This window comes from Mesorhizobium sp. M0207 (assembly GCF_040321995.1).
Lineage (GTDB): Bacteria > Pseudomonadota > Alphaproteobacteria > Rhizobiales > Rhizobiaceae > Mesorhizobium.
Genome location: NZ_JAMYSQ010000027.1, coordinates 39,931 through 59,557 on the forward strand (window position 1 = coordinate 39,931; position 19,627 = coordinate 59,557).

Genomic DNA, 19,627 nt, shown 5'->3' on the forward strand with positions numbered 1-19,627 from the left:
CTCCCGAGATAAAATTATGTTATCGATAACATTTCTAAGCGTCAAGCATCAAAGAAAATATGGCCAACGGATCAGTTGGTCTTGCCGTCGAGCAGACGCATCATTTCGGCCGAATCCCTTGGCCCCAGTCCTGCGGTGCAGAGCAGGCGGTGGATCTCGACCACCTGCCCGGTCATCGGCATCGGCGTCTTGGTTTTGAGGGCAAAGGATTGCAGCGAATCCAGGTCCTTCAGCATGTTGTCGATGCGGCCGGTCGGCGAAAAATCGCGGGCAGCGAATTTTGCCATGAACTCCTGCATGATGCTGGAATCGGCCCGCCCGCCCTTGAGTGCCGCCGGAATTGCCTTCGGATCGACGCCGCCGGCTTCGGCAAGCTTCACGGCTTCGGCGACGGCCTGGAACAGAACTGCGCAGAAAAGCTGGTTGATCAGCTTGGTGGTCTGCCCTGCCCCGCTCGGCCCCATCAGCGTGTAGTTGGCGCAGAGATGCCGCATCACCGTGCGGGCTTGTTCGAAATCAGCCGCCTCGCCGCCCGCCATGACGGTCAGTCGGCCGGCCAGCGCGCCGGGAACGCCGCCCGAAAGCGGGCAGTCGAGCCATTTCATGCCGGTCTCGGCAGACAGCTTCCTGGCCATCTGCGCGGTGTCGACGGGATCGATCGAAGACATGTCGATCAGCAGCTTTTCGGGCGACGCAGCGGCCGCGACACCGGCATCGCCGAACACCACGGAACGCACGATGTCGGCATGGTTCAGACTGAGGATGACGAAGCTGCTCGTCCGCGTTGCTTCGGCAACAGACGCGACGGCAACCGCACCCTTTGCAGTCAGCGCGGCGACCTTGGCCTTGTCCAGATCGAATACCGTCACGGCTTGCCCAGTCTCGATCAGACGGGTGGCGATCGCCGACCCCATGATGCCGGCGCCGACAACGGCGACTTTTGCTGGTTGCGTCATCTCAACGTGCCTTTTTCCTTGATCCTGGCGGGGGCGACCCCAAATGCACCCAGACCCTCCAACACTCTATCGGCGATCGTGTCCACATGCGCGTCGATGTCCACTGTGACCACCAGCGGTTCGTCGCCTGGATTTTCCAGTGTGGCGAACTGGCTGTTAAGCAGAGCGGGTGGAAAGAAGTGGCCGCCGCGCTCGGCGAGTCTGGCTTGCAGCACCGCACGTGACCCGTGCAAAAATACGAAAAGCACCGGCCCGCTAGCACCATGGCGAAGGCGATCGCGATAGGACTTCTTCAGCGCCGAGCAACTCGCGACGAGCCCACGTCCTTCTTGATGTGCATGGCGCAAGGCTGCGCCCAACAGGTCCAGCCAAGGCCAACGATCCTCGTCGGTAAGCGGAATGCCCGCCGACATTTTTTCGACATTGCCACGCGGGTGCAGCACGTCGCCTTCGACAAAAGCAAGCCCTAGACGAGCCGCGATAGCGACGCCAATGCTGGTCTTGCCGCAGCCGCTGACACCCATCACAACGATGGGCCAGGACTTAGAGGCAGGTTGTGATGCCGCCATCGACATAGAGCGTGTGTCCATTGACAAAGGATGAGGCCGGTCCAGCTAGAAAGATCGCCGCGCCGACCAGTTCGCCGACATCGCCCCAACGACCCGCCGGTGTTCGGTTGGTCAGCCAGGCTGAAAACTCGGGATTGTCGACCAGCGCCTGGTTGAGCGGCGTCTTGAAGTAACCCGGCGCAATGGAATTGATCTGCAAGCCATGCTTCGCCCAATCGGCACACATGCCGCGCGTCAGGTTGCGCACAGCGCCTTTCGTGGCCGTATAGGGCGCGATGTTCGTCCGTGCCAGTTCGCTTTGCACCGAGGCGATATTGACGATCTTGCCGCGCTGCCGCGGCATCATGTGCCGCGCCACCGCTTGCCCGACGAAGAACACGCTGGAGATGTTGGTGCGCAAGAGTTCCTCCCATTTGTCAGCGGGGAAATCCTCGAGCGGCATTCGGAACTGCATGCCGGCATTGTTGATAAGGACATCGATGGCGCCGATCGTCGCCTCGATCTGCGCGACGCCGTTCGCCACCGCAGCATGATCGGTGACGTCGAAGACGGCGCTATGGACCTTGTGTCCCTTCGCTGTCAGTGAATCCGCAGCCGTTTTCATTTTTTCGGCGCTGCGTCCGTTGAGCACGATTTCGGCGCCGTGCTGCGCCAACCCCTCGGCCAGCGCCAGGCCGATCCCTTGCCCCGAGCCGGTGACCAGCGCCCGCATGCCGTTCAAATCAAACAACGAACTGCCCAAACGCTCCTCCCGAGCAAGCTTTCCTGAAGCGGCCGCGATTTCCATCACCCCGCCGCCAGTCGCTATTGACATGAATGTTATCGATAACATAGTCAATGGGAAAAAATGGACTCGCACAGGAGATGATGCCGTGACCGACATTTTGATGACAGGTCCCTATCCGGATTGGGACATGGCAGATCTTGAGGCGAAGTATCGCGTCCACAAACTTTGGCAGTCCGAGGACAAGGACGCGTTGCTCTCAAGCCACGCCGGCGCGATCCGCGCCATCGCTACGCGCGGCGAGCTTGGCGCAAGTGCTGCGCTGATGGGAAAGCTGCCGCAGCTCGAGATCGTTTCCTGCTACGGCGTGGGCACCGACGCCATCGACCTTGCCTATGCCAGGGCGAACGGCATTCGTGTCACCAATACACCAGATGTGCTGACCGGGGACGTAGCCGATATCGGCATCGGGCTGCTGCTCGCCGTGGCGCGAAAAATCCCGCAGGCCGACGCCTACGTACGCGATGGAAGCTGGCGCAAGGGCAATATGGGGCTGGTCACGCGTGTCTGTGGAAAAAGGCTGGGCATTGTCGGCATGGGCCGCGTCGGTGCGGCGGTGGCGAAGCGCGCCGCTGCATTCGACTGCACGATTTCCTATTTCGACAACCGCAAGCGCGACGATCTTCCTTATGCTTTTGTCGGCGATCTGGTCGAACTGGCGCGCGACAGCGAATTTCTGATCGTAACGCTCGCCGGCGGCGAAAGCACAAAACACATCATTAATGCGTCGATCCTGGCAGCGCTCGGAGCAGACGGTATCGTCATAAATATTTCGCGCGGCAGCACGATCGACGAGACCGCGTTGCTCGCGGCCCTGGAATCCAGTGCCATCAAGGGTGCCGGGCTCGACGTGTTCTGGAACGAGCCAACCATCGACGAGCGCTTCCTGAAGCTTACCAACATCGTGCTGCAACCGCACCACGCCAGCGGCACGGTGGAGACCCGCAAGGCCATGGGTCAGCTCGTTCGCGATAATCTCGCGGCCCATTTCGGCGGACAGACCTTGCTGACACCGGTCGTCTGAGAAGGGATCACATCAATGAAGTCGATCGTCATCCACGCGGCAAAAGACCTGCGGATCGAGGAGACCGATCCGGGCTCCCCTGGCGCCGGACAGGTCGAGATCGCGGTCGAGGCTGGCGGCATCTGCGGCTCGGACCTGCATTATTACAACCATGGCGGCTTCGGCGCGATCCGCCTTCGTGAACCCATGATTCTTGGCCACGAGGTTGCGGGCACGGTGCGGGCCCTCGGCGACGGCATCTCCACACTTGCGGTGGGCGATCGCGTGGCGATCTCGCCCAGCCGGCCCTGCAATGCCTGTCGCTACTGCCTGCAAGGCATGCAGAACCAGTGCCTCGACATGCGCTTCTATGGCAGCGCCATGCCGATGCCGCACATCCAGGGCGCCTTCCGCCAGCGCCTGGTCGCCGAGGCGTGGCAGTGCCACAGAATAGCCGACCACATCTCCATCCACGAAGCCGCGTTTGCGGAGCCCTTCGCGGTTACCCTGCATGCCATGAACCGCGCCGGCTCGCTGCTTGGCAAGCGGGTTCTGGTCACCGGCTGCGGGCCGATCGGCGCGCTTTGCATCCTCGCCGCACGAGCCCACGGTGCGCGCGAAATCGTCGCCACCGATGTCATGGAGGGCGTGCTGGCGAAGGCCCTGGAGATCGGCGCCGATCGCACTATCAACGTCGCGACAAACAGCGAAGAGCTCGCCGCCTATAATGTCGACAAGGGTAGTTTCGACATGATGTTCGAGGCCTCCGGCAATGAACGCGCGGTGCGTGCAGGGCTCGATGTCCTGAAGCCACGCGGCGTGCTCGTGCAGCTCGGTCTCGGCGGCGATCTGTCAATCCCGCAGAACCTCATCGTCGCGAAAGAGATCGAGATGCGGGGCACTTTCCGTTTCCACGAGGAGTTTGCGCTCGCCGTCGACCTGATCAATCGCCGCCGGGTGGATGTCAAACCGCTACTGACAGGCATCTATGCTCTCGACGAGGCGGTCGCGGCTTTCGACATCGCTGGTGACCGAAACAAATCCATGAAGGTTCAGATAGCGTTCTGAAGATCCTTCGGTTGCGCTGGAGGCGCATCGGCACATCGCATTAAATCACGTCGGCGCCAACCGCCGCCAAGGCGGCGTGTGCCACATCGAAATCCTGCTCGCCGGTTCCGACCCGACGCCGATGCCGCCCGCAAGGCGTCTGCCGAAGCGGATCGGCAAGCCCCCGGGCAAATTGGTCACGTCGCCCTGCGATGCGATACCGGCTGAGAGCGCCACTTCGAACGCCATGCCGCCAGTAGCGGCGTTTATTGACGCCGCGGGTGCACGCCTTCGCCTGCGCCGTACGCATGCTGAGGAACCGCGCGCCATCCATGCGCAGGCTGGCGAGGACTTCGCCGCTCGCATCGACGACCACGAGACATTGCGGCACGCCCATCGTGACGGCGCGCGCTGCTCCGGCTGCAACGGCTTTCAAAGCACCGTCATGCGTGAGGGTGATGGTCTCGCGAAACATCGCTGCTGGGCTGCCCTTCGCTGCGTTTGAATCGATGCAGGAACTCAGGTGCTTTCGCGCTCGACGACGCGATAGCTTGTGAGGACGATTTCTTCGCCGTGTCGTTTCTCGTCGCCTCGGATCACCTGGATCAATCTGCGGGCGGCCTGTTGCCCGATGCCGTAGCAGTCGACATTCACGGTGGTGATGCCGGGATGGCAAAAGGCGGCTACCTCGTAGTCGCCGAAGCCGGCAATGGCGATGTCCTGCGGGATCCGCATGCCCCGGCGCTTGCATTCCATCAGTGCGCCGAAGGCCGAAAGGTCCGAAACGCAGAGTACGGCTTGCGTGTCCGGCCAGCGCTCCAGCATGCTGACGACGGCCTGGCCTCCCTGCTCGATGGATATTGGCGGCACGCCAAAGGAAACGAGGCGCCCGGTTGGCAGGCCGAGCTCCTCAATGGCTCTGACAAAGCCTTCGCGCCGTTGGCTGCCGCGCGTGTCGCGCGAGGTCGTGCCACCGATGTAACCGAATTTATTGTAGCCTTTTCTGGCCAGCGTCTTGACGAGAAGTCCCATCGCCTCTTCATTGGAGAATCCGACCACCTGATCGATGGGTTTCGCCGGCAACTCCCAGGTTTCGACTACAGGGATGCCCGCGTTTTTAAGAAGCCGGCGGGCGCGCTCCGTATGGGCGCCGCCGGTCAGAATGATGCCTTCGGGCCGCCGACGGAGCATCGCTTCGATCAGCTTTTCCTCCTTCTCGACCGTATAGTCGGTGTAGCCGAGCAGAAGCTGGAGTCCCGTGCTCTCCAGTTCATCCGTTATGCCGCGCGCCGTATCGGCGAAGTTGGAATTGTTGAGTGATGGAACCATCGCGGCAACAAATCCAGTCTTGCGCGAGGACAGGCTGCCGGCCGATTGGTCGAGCACGTAGCCGAGGTCGTTGACCGCGACCATGATCTTTTCCCGCGTCGCCTTGGAAACGAGGCTGCCCTCTTTCAGGGCGCGTGAAACCGTCATGGTGGACACACCTGCCCGCCGCGCCACGTCGACCATCGTCGGGGCGTGGCTCTCGCCCGGTCTCGATGAGGCGGCCTTGGCCATCATGCCGCTCCACCAGCCGGCAGCGATGTGCCCAAGCAAAACGCTGGACACTCGGGCACAAGCTCTCTGCGGCGTCCGGCATCGCTCATGAACCACCCGTTGGAATCAACTTCACGCAAGGCATGTTATCGATACCATATCAAAAGACAACAGCCACATACGGCCCAAGCGTCAACATGGTCATGAGCACCGGTTTGGGCCGCGATCACACTTTGGCTCTCCTGCCGACGACGATTGCCGAATGAGGTCCGCCCGACAGGACCGGACACCGTTTCTTCGATGCCTGCCGGGCGTGGGTGCGCCAGCTCTGTCAGCCAGCCCATAGCGAGCAAGTCGACGGTGTAGGCGACGGGATCAGGAGCAGCAGGGCAGGAACGCCCGCCATTGGGATGCCGGCACCACACGATAGACCGCCTTCATGTAGTTGGCGCTCCCGAGCAGATAGATCGCCGGTCCGCCAGTGAGGATCAGGACTTAGGTTAGGCCGTCTTGAGCGGATCATGGGAATGCGCCAGCACCAGATCGTTGCCGACGGCGGCGGCGATGACCCCGCCGACCAGGATCCCGTGGGCATAACGAAGCCTATCTGCCGAATTATCCGAGCAGCCGGCGCACCATGCTCAGCCGTCGAACACATTGGGCTGATCTGTCCCCTGCCACCAATGAATCAGGGCGATCCGGTTCTTCGCCTTCGAAATCCGGAACAGCCGTTCGAGCAAGGTCTTCACCGTCGCCGGCGAGATATCGAGATCCTTGGCGATCTGTTTGTTGGTCATGCCTTTGTTGACCAGCATCATGATCTCGGCCTGTCGCGGAGAAAGCCTGGGCGGCATGGGCGAACCTTCGAGCACCGCCGCGAGCCGCCGGCGTCTTCCGCACCCTTGCCCTTGGGCTTCCTGGCCTTGGGCATGCGGAAGTGGACCGTCTTCACCTTGCCGTCGCGGTCAAGATACATCGCTGTGTGGTCCGACTTCTTGGGCGTACTGTAGACGCGTTCGGCCTTGGGCGGCAGCTTCACCTCGCCCCAATTGTTGGTCTCGACGATGACGCCCTTCTTGGGCAGGTTCTGCGTCATCCACTCCTGCTAGGCCCCCAGGAAGGCGTCCACGTCGGTGGTGTAGCGGCTGTCCTGGTCGGCCGGGGCGAACAGATCCTCGACCCAGGCGATGCCATAGGCCTCTCGCAGATCGTCGCCGAAGCTGGCGTCGCGCGCATACATGCGGGTCTTGGCGAGGCCGTTGGCGACAGCCCACCACGAGACCTGGGGATCGCCCTTGGTCGGCTTATGTGCCTTCCAGACCTCCTTCTGCTCCTCGAGCGAGGCGGCCGCGATGGTGCGGAGCTGGCGCTCGTCGGGCATGTCGCCCTTGGCCATATGATCCAGCATCGCCGGCAGCACATTGGCGAGCAGGCGCAGCTTCTTGATCTGGCGCACCGACTGGGCGAGCGCGATGCCGATCGCCTCTTCGGTCCAGCCGAGCGCCACGAGACGCTCGATGGCGCGCCACTGGTCAACGGGGTTAAGCTGCTCATGCGCGATCGTGGTGACCAGCGAACGCATGGCGCCGCCATCCTCGGCGCAGGGAACGACGATAACGGCGACTTCCTCGAGGCCGGCGGTAATCGCCTGCTTGACGCGACGGTGGCCCTCGTCGATGACGAAGCCGTTGCCGCCATCGGTTTCTGCGGCGACGACGGGCGGCTGCACGATGCCAACAGCCTTGATCGTCGCCAGCAGCAGCGCGTCGGCCTGCGGGCTGGACTTGGAACGGCGCGCCTTGTCGGGATTGTCCTTGAGCGAGCGCGGATCAACGAATTTCAGTTCCATAGGAATTCTCCTTGGAGGGTTGCAGACGCGGCCTTTCACCGGTCCTTTCTCGTCTTCCTTTCGAAGACATCCCCCTGCCCGCGGAGCCGGCGGGCCGGTGCAACTGCCTGGTGAGCATCCCTGCCCGGCAGGACAAGCGGGGCTTTCAGCCCTGCGCCGGACGACGCGGCCGGGATTGCGAGGCTGGCGGTTGAGCGTCAGCGCCACCGGTCTGGCCGATCAGCGAGGGGGTTTTCCTTGCCTCCATTTCCTCTCCCTATGCTGTCCAAATCTGCTGGGCGGAGCGCTCACGCCTGACGGAGCTTGAAATCGGCGTATATTATGGCAATATACATCGATGATCGAATGGGAACGGATTGCCGGCTTCGACTGGGATGCGGGCAATGCCCGCAAGAGCATCGACAAGCACGACGTCAGCCAGGCCGAGGCGGAACAGGTGTTCTTCAACGAGCCGTTGCTGACCGTTCCCTACGCAAAGCACAGCGCCATCGAGCAACGAATTCATGCTCTCGGGCGCACCGATGATGGAAGGCTGCTGCACATCACCTTCACGCTTCGGGACAAGGAGACCAAGATCCGGGTGATTTCCGCCCGGGATATGAGCCGCAAGGAGCGAGGCTACTATGACCAAGACAGCTAAGCCGGTTCCGACCTTTGCATCGGAGGCCGAGGAGCGCGCCTTCTGGGAGTCCAACGACTCCAGTGAGCATGTCGATTGGAGCAAGGCAGAGCGGGTCCGCCTGCCCAACCTCAAGCCGTCGTCGACCTCGATCTCGTTGCGGCTGCCCAATAGCCTGCTCGAACGGATCAAGGTCGCGGCGAACAAGCGCGACGTGCCCTATCAGTCCCTTATCAAGACCTGGCTGTCCGAGAAAATTGACGCCTCTCGAGGCTAAGGAGGCCGGCCTTAAGCCGCCTCTACCTCTCCCGATAACGAGCGGCAATGCCGATCTTGACAGGATGACGAGCGGGGGCTTCTTCCGCGACAGCGTTACGCTGGTCAGCGGCGCGACCGGCACCGGCAAGACGCTGCTGGTGACCAATTTCCTGGCCGGTGGCGTCGCGGCCGGCGAACGCTCCTTACTGGTTGGCTACGAAGAAAGCCGCGGTCAGCTCATTCGCAACGCGCGCAGTTGGGGTGTCGATTTCGAGACGATGGAAGCGGAAGGCGGGCTCAAGGTCGTCTGTCTCTATCCGGAGGCGCAAAGCCTTCCCGACCATCTGCTGATGATCCGTCAATTGGTCGAGGAATTCAAACCGGATCGGCTTGCCATCGACAGCCTTTCCGCGCTCGAACGCATTGCGCCGGAGACCGGCTTTCGCGAGTTCCTGATCAGCCTCACATCCTTCGTCAAGAAACGGGAAATCGCTGGACTTTGCACCGCCACGGACAAGTCGCTGGTCGGCGGCCATTCGGCGAGCGAACAGCACATCTCGACGCTGACCGACTCCTTCATCCTTTTGCGCTACATTCAGAAAGCACAGTTCATGTATCGCGGCCTCATGGTGCTGAAGATGCGCGGCAGCGAACACGACAAGCAGATCAGACGCTTCACGATCGATGGCGGCGGAATGCATCTCGGCCAGCCGATAGAGGGCGCGCCGGATGTCTTCGGCGGTTCCGCGACGAACGATTCGTCATAGTCATACCTGTGAGGAGGCCAGAACGATGACGCGGAGCGCGGCGGAAATTTCCGACCTGACCGATGATCCGCAGCTGACCAGCATCAGCCAGCTCAGTTTCCGTCTCCTGATCGAGAACACGGCCGACGGTGTCCTCGTCGTCGATCTTTCGGGAGCGGTTCTCTACGCGAATCCGGCCGCGGCCCGCATTTTCGGGCATCCGCTCGAAGAGCTTCTTCATGTTCCCCTCGGGCGGCCCGTCGTCTCGGGAGAAACCGCAGAAATCACCGTGGCCCGTCCGGGCAGCAAGGCGGCCGAGGTCGAGATGCGCGTCGTCGAGGTGACCTGGGATGGCAAACCTGCCCTGCTCGCCAGCCTTCGCGACGTGTCCGCGCGCCCCGCGCAGGAAGAACGCCAGTTGCAGTCGCAAAAACTCGAAGCCATCGGTCGCATCGCAGCCGGCATCGTTCATGGCTTCAACAATCTGATCGCCTCTTCGAATCCGGCCTCCGGCAGTTGGCAAAGCAGCTTGCGGAGAATCCCGCCGATCCGAAAATCGGTACGCTGATCGAGGAGATGCTGAAGCGCACGCGAAATGGCGGCGCGCTGACGCAGCAGTTGCTCGCCTTCTCCCGGCGTCAGTTCCTGGAGCCCGAAAAGGTCGATCTCAACCAACATATTGGATCGCTCACCGCTCTGCTGGAGCGGACCTTCGGCCGCGACATCAGGATCGAGCGTCATCTCGATCCAGCGCTCGGTCCGGTTCTCATCGACGCCAATCAGCTCGACGTCGCCATTCTCAACCTGGCGGTCAACGCCAGGCATGCAATGACAGACTACGGCAGGTTCACGATCGAGACGAGTGACGCGCCTGACGATCTGATCTGAAAGGATTGGCGGCGTTGTTCGTTCGCTTGACGCTGAGCGACACCGGCCACGGCATGGACAAGCAAGTTCTCGCCTAGGTCTTCGAGCCCTTCTTCACGACAAAAAGCAATGGCGAGGGAACAGGGCTCGGACTCAGCCGAGTCTACGGCTTCGTCAAACAGTCCGGCGGGCACATCCGCATCGATAGCCAGGTGGGCAAAGGGACCAGCGTGCATTGTTCCAATGTTTGCTCACGCTGTGATGCCAACAGGGCAAGCTCTTGCGGCAGGGTGCCGCAAGGTCGCGACGAATGAACGCCGGCCCAGTTCAACCCACGTGATGTCGTTCAAAGCTGGGGGGATCGATCTCCATCAAGCGGTCTGCGGCCTCGACCGCAGTTCGTATCCTGCTGCACAGCGCGAGATTTTCGGCCAGCATCTCTTCAGTACGTTGAAGCGCGAGCTCGGTCCGGTGGATGCGCTGCCTGGCATTGGCAACTTCCGATGTCAAAATATCGGCCGCCATCCCGTGGCCGTGGGGTTCCATAGTGTCCATGGGTTTCTAATACATGGGGGGCGATATCGTTCCCTGATGTCGGGCGAAACGGCGGGCCGCAGAATAGCGCTATGGGCCGAATGACCAATGCACTCCTGTCAAAACAGCGCCAGAAACAGGCGAACGGCTTCGGCCGCTCGACCTGCCACGGGCAGAGGCGATCACGGTCCAGAGGGTCATTGATCTGTTCAGGCACGACTACAACGCAAGCGACGACACACTCAGGCGGCTGGTGATCAAGCACCGTCTTCACAACCAGACGATGCCCGGTGCTCCGTCGAGAATAAGCGCTCCCGGTTTGGCTATGGCGCTCGCCGGCGATGATGGCGCACTTGCGCGGTTGAGGCGGGACGATCGCGAGCACCCGCACAACTCGGTATTTCAAGCGGCTCGGCATCCCGCGACCCTGACCTGTTATCAAAAATTATGCTCGCGGCGACTGTCTAAAGTAGACATTAAGTAGATGTCGCGGCTCGACAGGGCCCCATACATGCCCATACGTGCGGAATTCCTCGACGAGGCCGCGCGTGCGATTCTCTTGCCTCGAAACAGGGGCCGGAGATTAACGGGAATGAGGTTTATCGTAGTCACCCCTGGGCCGTAATCGATTGCCTGTCGGATCGAGGCCGAGCAGCTTCAATTCCCCCAGATCGAACACTGAACTACTTGACCCGTTGCCTTCTCACGAACTCTTTCGAAAACACGCGATGAAGACCGAGTGCGCGCGATCCAGCCTCGCCCCTCGCAACGAAATCGGCAGGGCCGACATGCGTTTGCCAGACAAAGTTTGGTGGGGCACGTTTCCACGTAAGTTTTGATCCATAGGCCGCTTTGCCCGGAGCTGTGATGTGTCCACGTAGAGTGCAGATCCGCGGCTCCAGCCTTCTCGCGCAAGCATTCGGCGTCTCCGCATGATCGACGCAGGATGTTTGCTGCAAGAGTGATGCATGATGGACAGTGGTGGGGCACTTACCTGCACGGCGGGAGGCACGCAACGCTCGATGCGGATTTGCTGGAATGGATTATGCGGAGGCAGCTTCGAGTTGCCGCGCCGGCTCCTGGTGCGGCGCAGCATCTGTTCCCGCGCCAACGCCGGCCGGTCATGTTCCTTTAGGCCGAGCGCGGTGGCTTCAGTAAAGGCGTCGACAAATGCCAGCAGGCGTGTGGTCCGGTCACGGTGACGCCGGCGCTCACGGCCGATAACGTGCAGGCCGCTGTTGAGCGCCAGCAGGTGGGGCCGCGGTCTTGCGGCGCTGCCGCAGCATGCGAGCGACTAGAAGGGTGCCGAGCCAGGGTTGATGCTGGAGTGGACTGATGTCTTCCCAGGCGTCCGAGAGCATCGCAGCAACAGCACTTGATGAGATCGGTTATCGTGCTATATATGTAATCATCCTCACCAACCCAGCGGAGTGGAATATTATGGCACATACCAATGACACCTTTGAGCTATCGGGATTTGGCGCGCTCACCGGAACTCCGAAGGAGGTTGGTGACCAACTTGATCGGCTGACTGCGGAGCAAGTCATAGCGCTAACGTTCGAGCATGGGAGTGAACCCGCAGTTCGCGCCCTTGCGGACACGGTCGTCAGCATCGCGCCTCTGGTCCGTACCATCCTGATGAGTCGTCAACGTGAAGCCATTACCTTAATAATCGAGGCCCTGGTCCCTCAGGTGCCGCCCCCGCAGTACATGCTTGTCGAGGCGCGGATGACGGCCGAGGCGAGAAAGGCAGTGCTGGAGAGCGGCGATTGGCTGACCGCTCCCCAAATCGCCAAAATGGCTGGGTTCAGCACAAGCAACCTGAGTGCGCAGCCAAACAAGTGGAAGAAAGAAGGCCAGATCTTTGCAGTTCGGCATCGGGGCGTAGACTATTTCCCTGGGTATGCTCTGGATTCCGCCGCTGGATATCGGCCTATCAAAACGCTCGCTAAGGTTCTGAGCGTCTTACACGAGAAAAAAGACGACTGGGGGCTCGCCTATTGGTTTGCATCGGTCAATAGCTTCCTTGGGGGCAAGCGTCCGCAAGATGTGCTCCCTGCGCAACCCGAGCGCGTTCTTGCAGCCGCCGAGGATGAGTTGGTAGGCGCACTCCATGGCTAAATCAAAGATTGGACGGGGACCTGGGATTCCAGTTCCCGTTCCATCGCACGATTTGCAGGATATCATCACCCGAACGATATGGCCGGCGGACCAAGTTATCCATCGTATCCATTTGAATCTCTATGCCGGCGTCGAGTTCAATCCAGGCCTGAAAGGCAATGCCCGTTTCAGCCCGATCAAGAATGCAACTGGGGCCAATATCCCAACTCTGTACGGCGGCACGACCTTTGACTGCGCGGCGATGGAAACCGTCTTCCACGATGTGCCATTCGCGCCGGGCCTGAAGACCTACGACAAGGGGAAACTGGCGGATCAAGTCTATTCGCAGGTGGCGCCGCAGGGCGAATTGGTCTTGGCTGATCTGAGCGTCACAGCGCTGAGGAAACTCGGCATCAAGCGCAGCCAGATCATCGACACCGAGAAGGACCGCTACCCAGCAACACGCCCCTGGGCTGAAGCCATTCACGTACAATGCCCAGATATCCAGGGACTTTGCTGGATTTCTCGGCAGGACGACCGGGCTCTCGCCGTGATGCTGTTTGGCGATCGAATTCCGGCAAGGACGTTGGTGCAGTCCGGCGTGTCGCTCGATTTGACCGGGAATTCTGACGTCTATTCCGAATTGCTCGAACTCGCCGATCGTATCGGCGTAAAGATCGTAGGCATCAGCTTCTGATGGCGGGACAGGAGATCATGGCAATTCTGGGGGCACAACGAGGTAGTCGCTGACCTCCCCAGCCGCGCCTTCCGGCAACCGTCTGATCAGAGTGTGCCGTTGCGGTCATGGCCGCGCCGAAGGCGGAGGGACGGTTGCGGGTAAAAGCCGTCCGTATGCGCCGTGCACCGTGCGCTGGCGGCTGTCGAGCTGTTCGACGTGATTCAATGGCGCGGTTTGCGCGGAAATTTTGCAGCCCCGGGGCCTGCAGAGCGCGATCAAACTGGCGGTGCGCGCCAGGCCCGTCCGCGGCCGCAAGAGCAGGAACGCTGTGACCGCCGATATTCTGGCCGCCCTCTTGAAACATGCGCCGGTGACCGTCTCGTCGACGTCGGGGATCGCGCGATTCTCATCACGGCCTTCGCCTGCAGCGGCCGGCGTCGCAGCGAAATTTCTGCTCTTCGCGTCGAACAGCTGGTCGACGAAGACCCGGTTCCGGCCGATCCCAACGCTCCCGGCGGCGATAAATTGCCGTGCCTGTCGATACGGCTCGGCCGCACAGAGACGACGCAAGCCGACAGCGACGCTTTCGTGCTGCTCGTCGGCCGGCCTGTGCTGGCTGGAACGCGCCAGGATCAGCGACCGCGTCGTGTTTGGCGGCATCGACCACTGGGGCAATCTCGAAGCGCGCGTCCTGACGCCGCAGGCCGTCAATCTGATCCTGAAGCGGCGCACCGCCGAGGCCGGGCGCTCGATCCGGAAGCCTTCTCCGCCCACAGCTTGCGCTCCGGCTATCTCACCGAAATCGCACGCCGCGGTATTCCGCTGCCCGAAGCCATGCAGCAGTCGCAGCATCGCTCCGCGCAGCAGGCCTCAAACTATTACAATGACGCGGAACGCACGCTCGCGGGCGGCGCGGATAATCGCCTGAGTCGCAATTCGATCCGACCCTTGCGGCGTTAGCTCCAGACAATTGGTTCCGAGGCAGCCGGCCTTCCGGATCGATCACCTTGACCTGGTGCGGGAGCCCCTCGCCCCAGCTCCATAGCACGAGGTTCTGATCGGATGTGCCGGCACCTGGGGCGAAGCTGGGCACGAGAATGCCGAACTTGCCTTCAGCAACCAAGCGGTCGTGGATGCTCCATGACGGCGGCCGTTTGCCATCGACGAGAAAATCCATCCAGGCACAAGCCATATCTTCGAACTGGGCGTCGGCCTGGCCTTGCGCCGTCCTCAGATCGACAATGTCGCCCCCGAAACCGGCCAAATGCACGCACAACGTCCAGTTCTCTCGATCGGCCGCCCATTGGCGATCCCCGCGTCTCGACGGAGGATCGGGCGACCGACGCCCGACGAGGTCAAGGCGGCTGGCTGCCGCCTCGCCCACCAGGAGCACGGCTCCGGCGCCTCGCCCTCCCGGCCGGTGCTGGCGAAGCTGATGCGCGAGATAGCCGTATGTGGGACACGCCGCTATGCGATATAGCGCCCAGAATCTCCAGGGTCGCCGCCGGCGATAGCCTGCCAAGACGGTCACCCACGCTTGCCGTGGGCACCCGTAATGGAAACGATGGCGGGCGCTACCGTGACGAACAGGATATAATGCTCACCGGCAGCAAGCTGGTTGAGGAAGGCCCCACCGTCATGAAGCCAATGAACGAAGAGCACCTTGCGGTCATACGCAGGCACATGGTCGAGATGATTGCAATCCATACCGACCTTGCAAGCGAAGAACTCGGCAAGGCAGCGCTCGATGAGCGGGTGACGGCGGCGATGCGGCGAGTGCCGCGGCATCGCTTCGTGCCAGCCTCGGTTGCACCTTATGCCTACCAGGACATGCCGCTGCCGATCGGCTTCGATAAAACCGTCTCGCAGCCATTCATCGTCGCTCTCATGACCGATCTCCTCGCTCCCCAACCGCACGAGGCGGTCCTCGAGATCGGCACTGGCCTGGGCTATCAAACCGCAATCCTCGCGGAACTCGCCGGGCAGGTTTGGAGCGTAGAAATCATCGAGGAATTCGTAAGCCGTGCGGAGGCTCTCCTGCAGGAGCTAGGCTTATCCAATGTCGGCATTCGTGTCGGAGACGGGTCTCGCGGCTGGCCCGAGCACGCCCCATTCGACAAGATCCTGGTCACGGCGGCGGCTGAGCAGACACCGCCGGCTTTTCTGAAGCAACTCAAGCCGGGGGGACGGCTGGTTCTGCCTTTGGGATCTAAAGAAGCACAGTTTCTGACTGTCATCGACAAGGATGCGGCAGGGCAGCTCGAGACCCGGAAACTCATCCCGGTTCGGTTCGGCCGGCTCGAAACCGTCTAGTGAGGTGCGACAACTAACGCGACCGCGCTTTTCCACCGTCAATCAGATGCCAGCCTTCCGCGTTTCTTCGCCCTTTGTGAACGCGAGAAACAACACGTCGCAGACTTGTGGCACGCTTATCCGCAGCGTGGCCTGAGTTAACTGCGACATACGGCGCCAGCATAGTCTGCTGAGGAAGCGCAGTCTTCGGCGGCCTCGCCTGCGGGCGAATGCCTGTCCGCGGGATTTCCTCACGACCGAGGTGCAAAATGATTCCGCGACATCTGTCATTATGCACGACGACACGCGCGTCGAGGAGGCCCGCCATACGGCCCTCGATACCACACTTCTGCAGGCCTTGCCGTGGATCGTCTCGCTCAAGCGGGGAGACTTAACCACCTGATGCTTGCAACACCTTGATCTAAACGCAGTTTACCTCATTCAAACAGACGAGGACATTAGGCCACCCCTCCCCTACGGTAAGAGGTCGTTCGGCCGACTTTATCCGGGAGAAACTATTGTAGTCGTATGGAAATAAAATCAAACTCGCCGATTCTTCATGCAGACACTATTGGAGTTCATGTGCTCGCATCCCATAGGGGGAACGTTGTCGAAGGACGAGTGGGGGAACAACGATTTTCTCGGTGTTACCGCAAAAACCTATAAACCCCATTCGGTGATATGCCGCCAGGAAGACGACAACGGTGAGATATTCATTGTAAAATCGGGTTGGGCTATACTTTATCACGCGCTGCCAGACGGAGAGCGGCAGATCATAGACACTCCCCTCAAGGGGGACGTTGTCGGTTACCGTGGATTGGACGGACCCCGTCTTGCGTCGCTGGCGTCCATAACCGAACTAGCTGTCTATGAAATTTCCAGTAAGGAACTGGTCGAGGCGATCCTGTCGGACGGCCGAATCGGGAAGAAGATCGCCTCCTCGCTGGCGCGCCTGAACGCCATCCTTGCCGAACATCTGATAAATACCGGGCGGCGGAACGCGATGAGGCGTACCGCCCATTTCCTGCTCGAGTTGGAAGAGAGGCTCTCCATGGTTGAGCTGTCGGTTGATGGAAGATATGAGTGTCCTCTTGCCCAGCATGAACTGGCCGACATCCTCGGAATGACCACGGTTCACGTCAACCGAACGTTAAGGGAGCTCCGCAAGGCCGATCTCGTCTCTTTCAAGTCAGGCCATGTAGAGGTGATCAACCGCAAGAAGCTGGTCGAAACAGCCGGATTCGACAGCGAGTACCTCAGGTAGCGGCTATCTCTCTTTGAACGCCAGCGCATGGACGCCAAAATGAAAACGGTCGTTCCGTCGCCGGAACAGTTCGAGACGACATTTATGGAGGGCTGGTCGTGCGCAGGACGCCTGACGTCTCGACGACAGCGGTATCCGGCTCGAGGCGGTCGACGGTTGGGCCGAGCGGAACGCAACCCGTTCGTGCTGACCAAGTGTGACAAGGGAGATCATCGTGGCCGCGGCAACTCGGCCTATCGCGCGAGTGCGACGTGCTGCCAAATTATGCGCAGAGGGCCGCTTACCAAGGCCTGCTCGATTAAAGTGGGGAGCCAATGCTGCCAGCACTGTCCCCCGACAATGTCAACGGCACTTTCGGCGGTTCTGGTCTGCCGATGAAATGTCGGAGGCACACGCTGATCCAGATTCGGCTGTCTGCTGGGCTGAAGATGGCTGGGTGTCCAATGCATGCGCCTTTCGCACAGAATCCAGCCCTTTGGGTCCAGCTTGGCATCGGTTCCCTGAAAATTACCAAAAAAGCAATCTATGTTAGAGACTGCTTATAAATAACCCCTACACTTACCCCACGCTGGGTATCACTGGGGGTTGGGGAACTGACAACGACGCAAATGGGGTAATCGAGTCTCGACCCTTCAAAACGCGCAGTACCAAACTTTCACTGCGAGAGAATGCGGAAATCATGTCGGCCAGCGCAAGACGGCTTGTGTGGGAAAGAGGGAGTATTGACATGGGTGCCACGGCAGGACTGCACAATTGTAATTCGGCCAGTCAGTCAGAAGTTCCGTCCGGCGGGCCGGGAATCGACCAAGGGCAGACAGGCAGGGAATGCCTCCTCATCTTGGACGGAAGGGCTCTGGACCGCGAGTGTCTCGCATCGGCTCTCGTGGACCACGAACTCGGCATGGATGTCGCCGCCTTGGCGTCCGTCGAGGAATGGCGCGTCAGAAAGAGATCGGCCCCTCCCCTTGCAGCCATACTCTTCAACCTTGGCAGTCGGAAGGTCACCGATCGTGGCATCGCTGACGAGATCAGGCATATTTCGGGCGAGTTCAAATCAGTCCCTGTGGTCGTCCTGGCCGACACCGAAGACCTTGCCCAGATACTGACCGCTCTCGAATGCGGTGCACGCGGTTACATTCCGACCTCTGTTGCAATCAATGTCTGCGTCGAGGCCATCAACCTTGCGGCAGCGGGAGGCATCTTCGTGCCGGCGAGCAGTGTCATTGCTATGCGGCACCTGATAGATTCGGGCAGCCGCGACACGCAGCCTTTGGCAGGCATGTTCACGCTTAGGCAGGCCGAGGTTGCGCAAGCGCTCCGGCGCGGCAAGGCGAACAAGATGATCGCCCACGAACTGAATTTGCGCGAAAGCACGGTGAAGGTCCACATCCGCAATATCATGAAGAAACTAAAGGCGACCAACCGCACGGAAGTCGCCTGCAAGGTCAACGACCTTCTCGCAGAAGGAACTCTGGCTGAGTAGTGAGCCCAAGCGCCCAAGCGTAACACTTCCCAACTTGCGTGAGTCCCGCAGCCGCATTCTATTGCTGAACGTCCAAGGGCGGAATCGGCAGCTGAACTGCTGTCTAGCCAGACCTCGATCGTATCGAAAATCTTGTGCTGGCCCTTGATCGGGAACGAGGCTTCGGAAAGTGAATGCACCAGCCAAAACGAAGCTCTGTCGCAGGTCAGATAGGAGGACGATTGTCGAAAACGAGGTATGCATTTTTTGCTTCAAGTAGATCATGCCGATGGTGAGATTCCTGAGGTACCACCGTATCGTTCCCCGGCGCGCCGTTGCCAGTCGGTGGAGTAAGCATACCATGATTCATCGCCCAAACTGCAGCCTGTGTTCGGTTGCGGACTCGAATCTTTCTAAGTATGGCTTTGACGTGTACCTTCACCGTAGCTTCGGCAATGTTGATTTGGCGCGCGATCGCTTTGTTTGACTCCCCTTGGATCAAGCGGCACAGAATACAGTTTTCGCGATTCGACAAAATTACCAGTTCTTGATCGCTACTCTCCACTTTACTTTCCACCTTTGGTAACTCATAAGCTATCGGTTCATCTTTCGAACCTTGCCTTATATCTTGAATAATCATCGAAGTTTCCGCAGGTAGTACCGTTTGCCCAACCATAACCAATTCGAGGGCTTTGATGAAGGTGTCGTAAGCAGCGATCTTTGTCAGATACCCGTCAGCCCCCGCACGAAAGGCTGAGACTATATCGGTCGTGCGACAGTGATCAGCTAGCGCAACGACATGGCTGGCTGGGTAAATCGCCTTAAACTCAGCAATCTGCGCGAATTCAGCTTCCGCATCAGCACCGCCGATATCTATGATTAGCAAGATCGACCGGTGATGCGGTAACGGCTTTTGCAGAAGATCGTTAACAGAAACCGTAGAGAAAAGAACGCGAAAATCTTCTTCATTCAGGATTCGACTAACACCTTCTCGAAGTAACTCGCTTGGCCCGACAAGCACGGTTACGAAAGATTGCCTTGTCATCATCGCTTCTCACC

Annotated in this window: 22 protein-coding genes and 3 pseudogenes; 14 read left to right on the forward strand and 11 right to left on the reverse strand. The window is 60.3% G+C overall.

From position 1 onward, the window contains the following. Window positions 1–71: 71 nt before the first annotated feature. From NKJ15_RS27105 to NKJ15_RS27115, 3 genes are read right to left on the reverse strand one after another with little or no spacing between them, the layout of a single operon-like run. Complete coding sequence (locus tag NKJ15_RS27105) at window positions 72–956, reverse strand: NAD(P)-dependent oxidoreductase (RefSeq protein WP_352541833.1); 885 nt, start codon at window positions 954–956, stop codon at window positions 72–74. Continuing rightward, entirely contained in the window at window positions 953–1,531 is a 579-nt protein-coding gene (locus NKJ15_RS27110) for a gluconokinase (protein ID WP_352818790.1), read from the reverse strand. Before NKJ15_RS27110 ends, NKJ15_RS27105 begins: the two co-directional genes overlap by 4 nt. After that, entirely contained in the window at window positions 1,500–2,312 is an 813-nt protein-coding gene (locus NKJ15_RS27115; protein WP_352818843.1) for an SDR family oxidoreductase, read from the reverse strand. Before NKJ15_RS27115 ends, NKJ15_RS27110 begins: the two co-directional genes overlap by 32 nt. Before the next feature lie 100 nt (window positions 2,313–2,412). Between NKJ15_RS27115 and NKJ15_RS27120 the strand changes: the two genes are divergently transcribed. After that, the gene (locus tag NKJ15_RS27120; protein ID WP_352818846.1) at window positions 2,413–3,333 is read left to right on the forward strand and encodes a 2-hydroxyacid dehydrogenase; all 921 of its coding nucleotides are present in this window, start codon (window positions 2,413–2,415) and stop codon (window positions 3,331–3,333) included. Between the two features lie 15 nt (window positions 3,334–3,348). Next, a complete protein-coding gene (locus NKJ15_RS27125; protein ID WP_352818792.1) occupies window positions 3,349–4,380 on the forward strand; it encodes an L-idonate 5-dehydrogenase in 1,032 nt (343 codons plus the stop codon). Between the two features lie 40 nt (window positions 4,381–4,420). On the opposite strand, the gene NKJ15_RS27130 is transcribed toward NKJ15_RS27125, so the two are convergent. The 4 genes and pseudogenes from NKJ15_RS27130 to NKJ15_RS27145 form a co-directional block, all read right to left on the reverse strand. After that, window positions 4,421–4,834 carry a heme-binding protein gene (locus tag NKJ15_RS27130; protein WP_352818795.1) on the reverse strand — a complete coding sequence of 138 codons (414 nt, stop codon included), beginning with the start codon at window positions 4,832–4,834 and terminating at the stop codon, window positions 4,421–4,423. 44 nt (window positions 4,835–4,878) lie between these two features. Further along, complete coding sequence (locus NKJ15_RS27135; protein ID WP_352474894.1) at window positions 4,879–5,871, reverse strand: LacI family DNA-binding transcriptional regulator; 993 nt, start codon at window positions 5,869–5,871, stop codon at window positions 4,879–4,881. 668 nt (window positions 5,872–6,539) lie between these two features. Continuing rightward, window positions 6,540–6,716 (reverse strand): helix-turn-helix domain-containing protein, encoded by a 177-nt coding sequence (locus tag NKJ15_RS27140; RefSeq protein WP_352541829.1) that lies wholly within the window; start codon window positions 6,714–6,716, stop codon window positions 6,540–6,542. Between the two features lie 59 nt (window positions 6,717–6,775). Continuing rightward, window positions 6,776–7,747: pseudogene (locus tag NKJ15_RS27145) on the reverse strand (ParB N-terminal domain-containing protein); the annotation flags it as partial. A 337-nt stretch (window positions 7,748–8,084) separates the two neighbouring features. Between NKJ15_RS27145 and NKJ15_RS27150 the strand changes: the two are divergent. From NKJ15_RS27150 to NKJ15_RS27175, 6 genes and pseudogenes are all read left to right on the forward strand, one after another. Beyond that, window positions 8,085–8,387, forward strand: coding sequence for a BrnT family toxin (locus tag NKJ15_RS27150; protein WP_352818797.1), 303 nt, complete (start codon window positions 8,085–8,087; stop codon window positions 8,385–8,387). Further along, entirely contained in the window at window positions 8,371–8,643 is a 273-nt protein-coding gene (locus tag NKJ15_RS27155; RefSeq protein WP_352474883.1) for a BrnA antitoxin family protein, read from the forward strand. The genes NKJ15_RS27150 and NKJ15_RS27155 overlap by 17 nt, the downstream gene beginning before the upstream one ends. Next, complete coding sequence (locus tag NKJ15_RS27160; protein ID WP_352818800.1) at window positions 8,624–9,391, forward strand: ATPase domain-containing protein; 768 nt, start codon at window positions 8,624–8,626, stop codon at window positions 9,389–9,391. The genes NKJ15_RS27155 and NKJ15_RS27160 overlap by 20 nt, the downstream gene beginning before the upstream one ends. A 25-nt stretch (window positions 9,392–9,416) precedes the next feature. Continuing rightward, window positions 9,417–9,938: a PAS domain-containing protein gene (locus tag NKJ15_RS27165; RefSeq protein WP_352818802.1), complete on the forward strand. Its 522-nt coding sequence runs from the start codon at window positions 9,417–9,419 to the stop codon at window positions 9,936–9,938. After that, complete coding sequence (locus tag NKJ15_RS27170) at window positions 9,887–10,258, forward strand: hypothetical protein (protein WP_352818805.1); 372 nt, start codon at window positions 9,887–9,889, stop codon at window positions 10,256–10,258. Before NKJ15_RS27165 ends, NKJ15_RS27170 begins: the two co-directional genes overlap by 52 nt. A 137-nt stretch (window positions 10,259–10,395) precedes the next feature. Then, window positions 10,396–10,551, forward strand: a pseudogene (locus tag NKJ15_RS27175) (hypothetical protein); the annotation flags it as partial. Between the two features lie 13 nt (window positions 10,552–10,564). Here NKJ15_RS27175 and NKJ15_RS27180 read toward each other — a convergent pair. The 3 genes from NKJ15_RS27180 to NKJ15_RS27190 all read right to left on the reverse strand — a co-directional run bounded on the left by NKJ15_RS27180 (window position 10,565) and on the right by NKJ15_RS27190 (window position 12,132). Continuing rightward, window positions 10,565–10,762 carry a hypothetical protein gene (locus NKJ15_RS27180; protein ID WP_352818807.1) on the reverse strand — a complete coding sequence of 66 codons (198 nt, stop codon included), beginning with the start codon at window positions 10,760–10,762 and terminating at the stop codon, window positions 10,565–10,567. A 712-nt stretch (window positions 10,763–11,474) separates the two neighbouring features. Next, complete coding sequence (locus tag NKJ15_RS27185; protein ID WP_352818848.1) at window positions 11,475–12,023, reverse strand: DUF1612 domain-containing protein; 549 nt, start codon at window positions 12,021–12,023, stop codon at window positions 11,475–11,477. Then, on the reverse strand, window positions 11,983–12,132 hold the full coding sequence (locus NKJ15_RS27190) for a DUF1612 domain-containing protein (RefSeq protein WP_352502796.1): 150 nt from the start codon (window positions 12,130–12,132) through the stop codon (window positions 11,983–11,985). Before NKJ15_RS27190 ends, NKJ15_RS27185 begins: the two co-directional genes overlap by 41 nt. Between NKJ15_RS27190 and NKJ15_RS27195 the strand changes: the two genes are divergently transcribed. The 6 genes and pseudogenes from NKJ15_RS27195 (at window position 12,107) to NKJ15_RS27225 (ending at window position 18,589) form a co-directional block, all read left to right on the forward strand. After that, the gene (locus NKJ15_RS27195) at window positions 12,107–12,892 is read left to right on the forward strand and encodes a hypothetical protein (RefSeq protein WP_352818810.1); all 786 of its coding nucleotides are present in this window, start codon (window positions 12,107–12,109) and stop codon (window positions 12,890–12,892) included. The genes NKJ15_RS27190 and NKJ15_RS27195 overlap by 26 nt on opposite strands. After that, window positions 12,885–13,568, forward strand: a complete 684-nt coding sequence (locus NKJ15_RS27200) for an RES family NAD+ phosphorylase (RefSeq protein WP_352818812.1) — start codon at window positions 12,885–12,887, stop codon at window positions 13,566–13,568. The genes NKJ15_RS27195 and NKJ15_RS27200 overlap by 8 nt, the downstream gene beginning before the upstream one ends. 151 nt (window positions 13,569–13,719) lie before the next feature. Continuing rightward, window positions 13,720–14,478: pseudogene (locus NKJ15_RS27205) on the forward strand (tyrosine-type recombinase/integrase); the annotation flags it as partial. A gap of 710 nt (window positions 14,479–15,188) precedes the next feature. Continuing rightward, window positions 15,189–15,863, forward strand: a complete 675-nt coding sequence (locus NKJ15_RS27215) for a protein-L-isoaspartate(D-aspartate) O-methyltransferase (RefSeq protein ID WP_352818851.1) — start codon at window positions 15,189–15,191, stop codon at window positions 15,861–15,863. Window positions 15,864–16,449: 586 nt separating this feature from the next. Next, window positions 16,450–17,106 carry a Crp/Fnr family transcriptional regulator gene (locus NKJ15_RS27220; RefSeq protein ID WP_352473800.1) on the forward strand — a complete coding sequence of 219 codons (657 nt, stop codon included), beginning with the start codon at window positions 16,450–16,452 and terminating at the stop codon, window positions 17,104–17,106. Between the two features lie 727 nt (window positions 17,107–17,833). Further along, on the forward strand, window positions 17,834–18,589 hold the full coding sequence (locus NKJ15_RS27225; RefSeq protein WP_352818814.1) for a LuxR C-terminal-related transcriptional regulator: 756 nt from the start codon (window positions 17,834–17,836) through the stop codon (window positions 18,587–18,589). A 205-nt stretch (window positions 18,590–18,794) separates the two neighbouring features. Here NKJ15_RS27225 and NKJ15_RS27230 read toward each other — a convergent pair whose 3' ends face one another. Next, the gene (locus tag NKJ15_RS27230) at window positions 18,795–19,616 is read right to left on the reverse strand and encodes a LuxR C-terminal-related transcriptional regulator (RefSeq protein WP_352542495.1); all 822 of its coding nucleotides are present in this window, start codon (window positions 19,614–19,616) and stop codon (window positions 18,795–18,797) included. Between the last annotated feature and the right edge of the window lie 11 nt (window positions 19,617–19,627).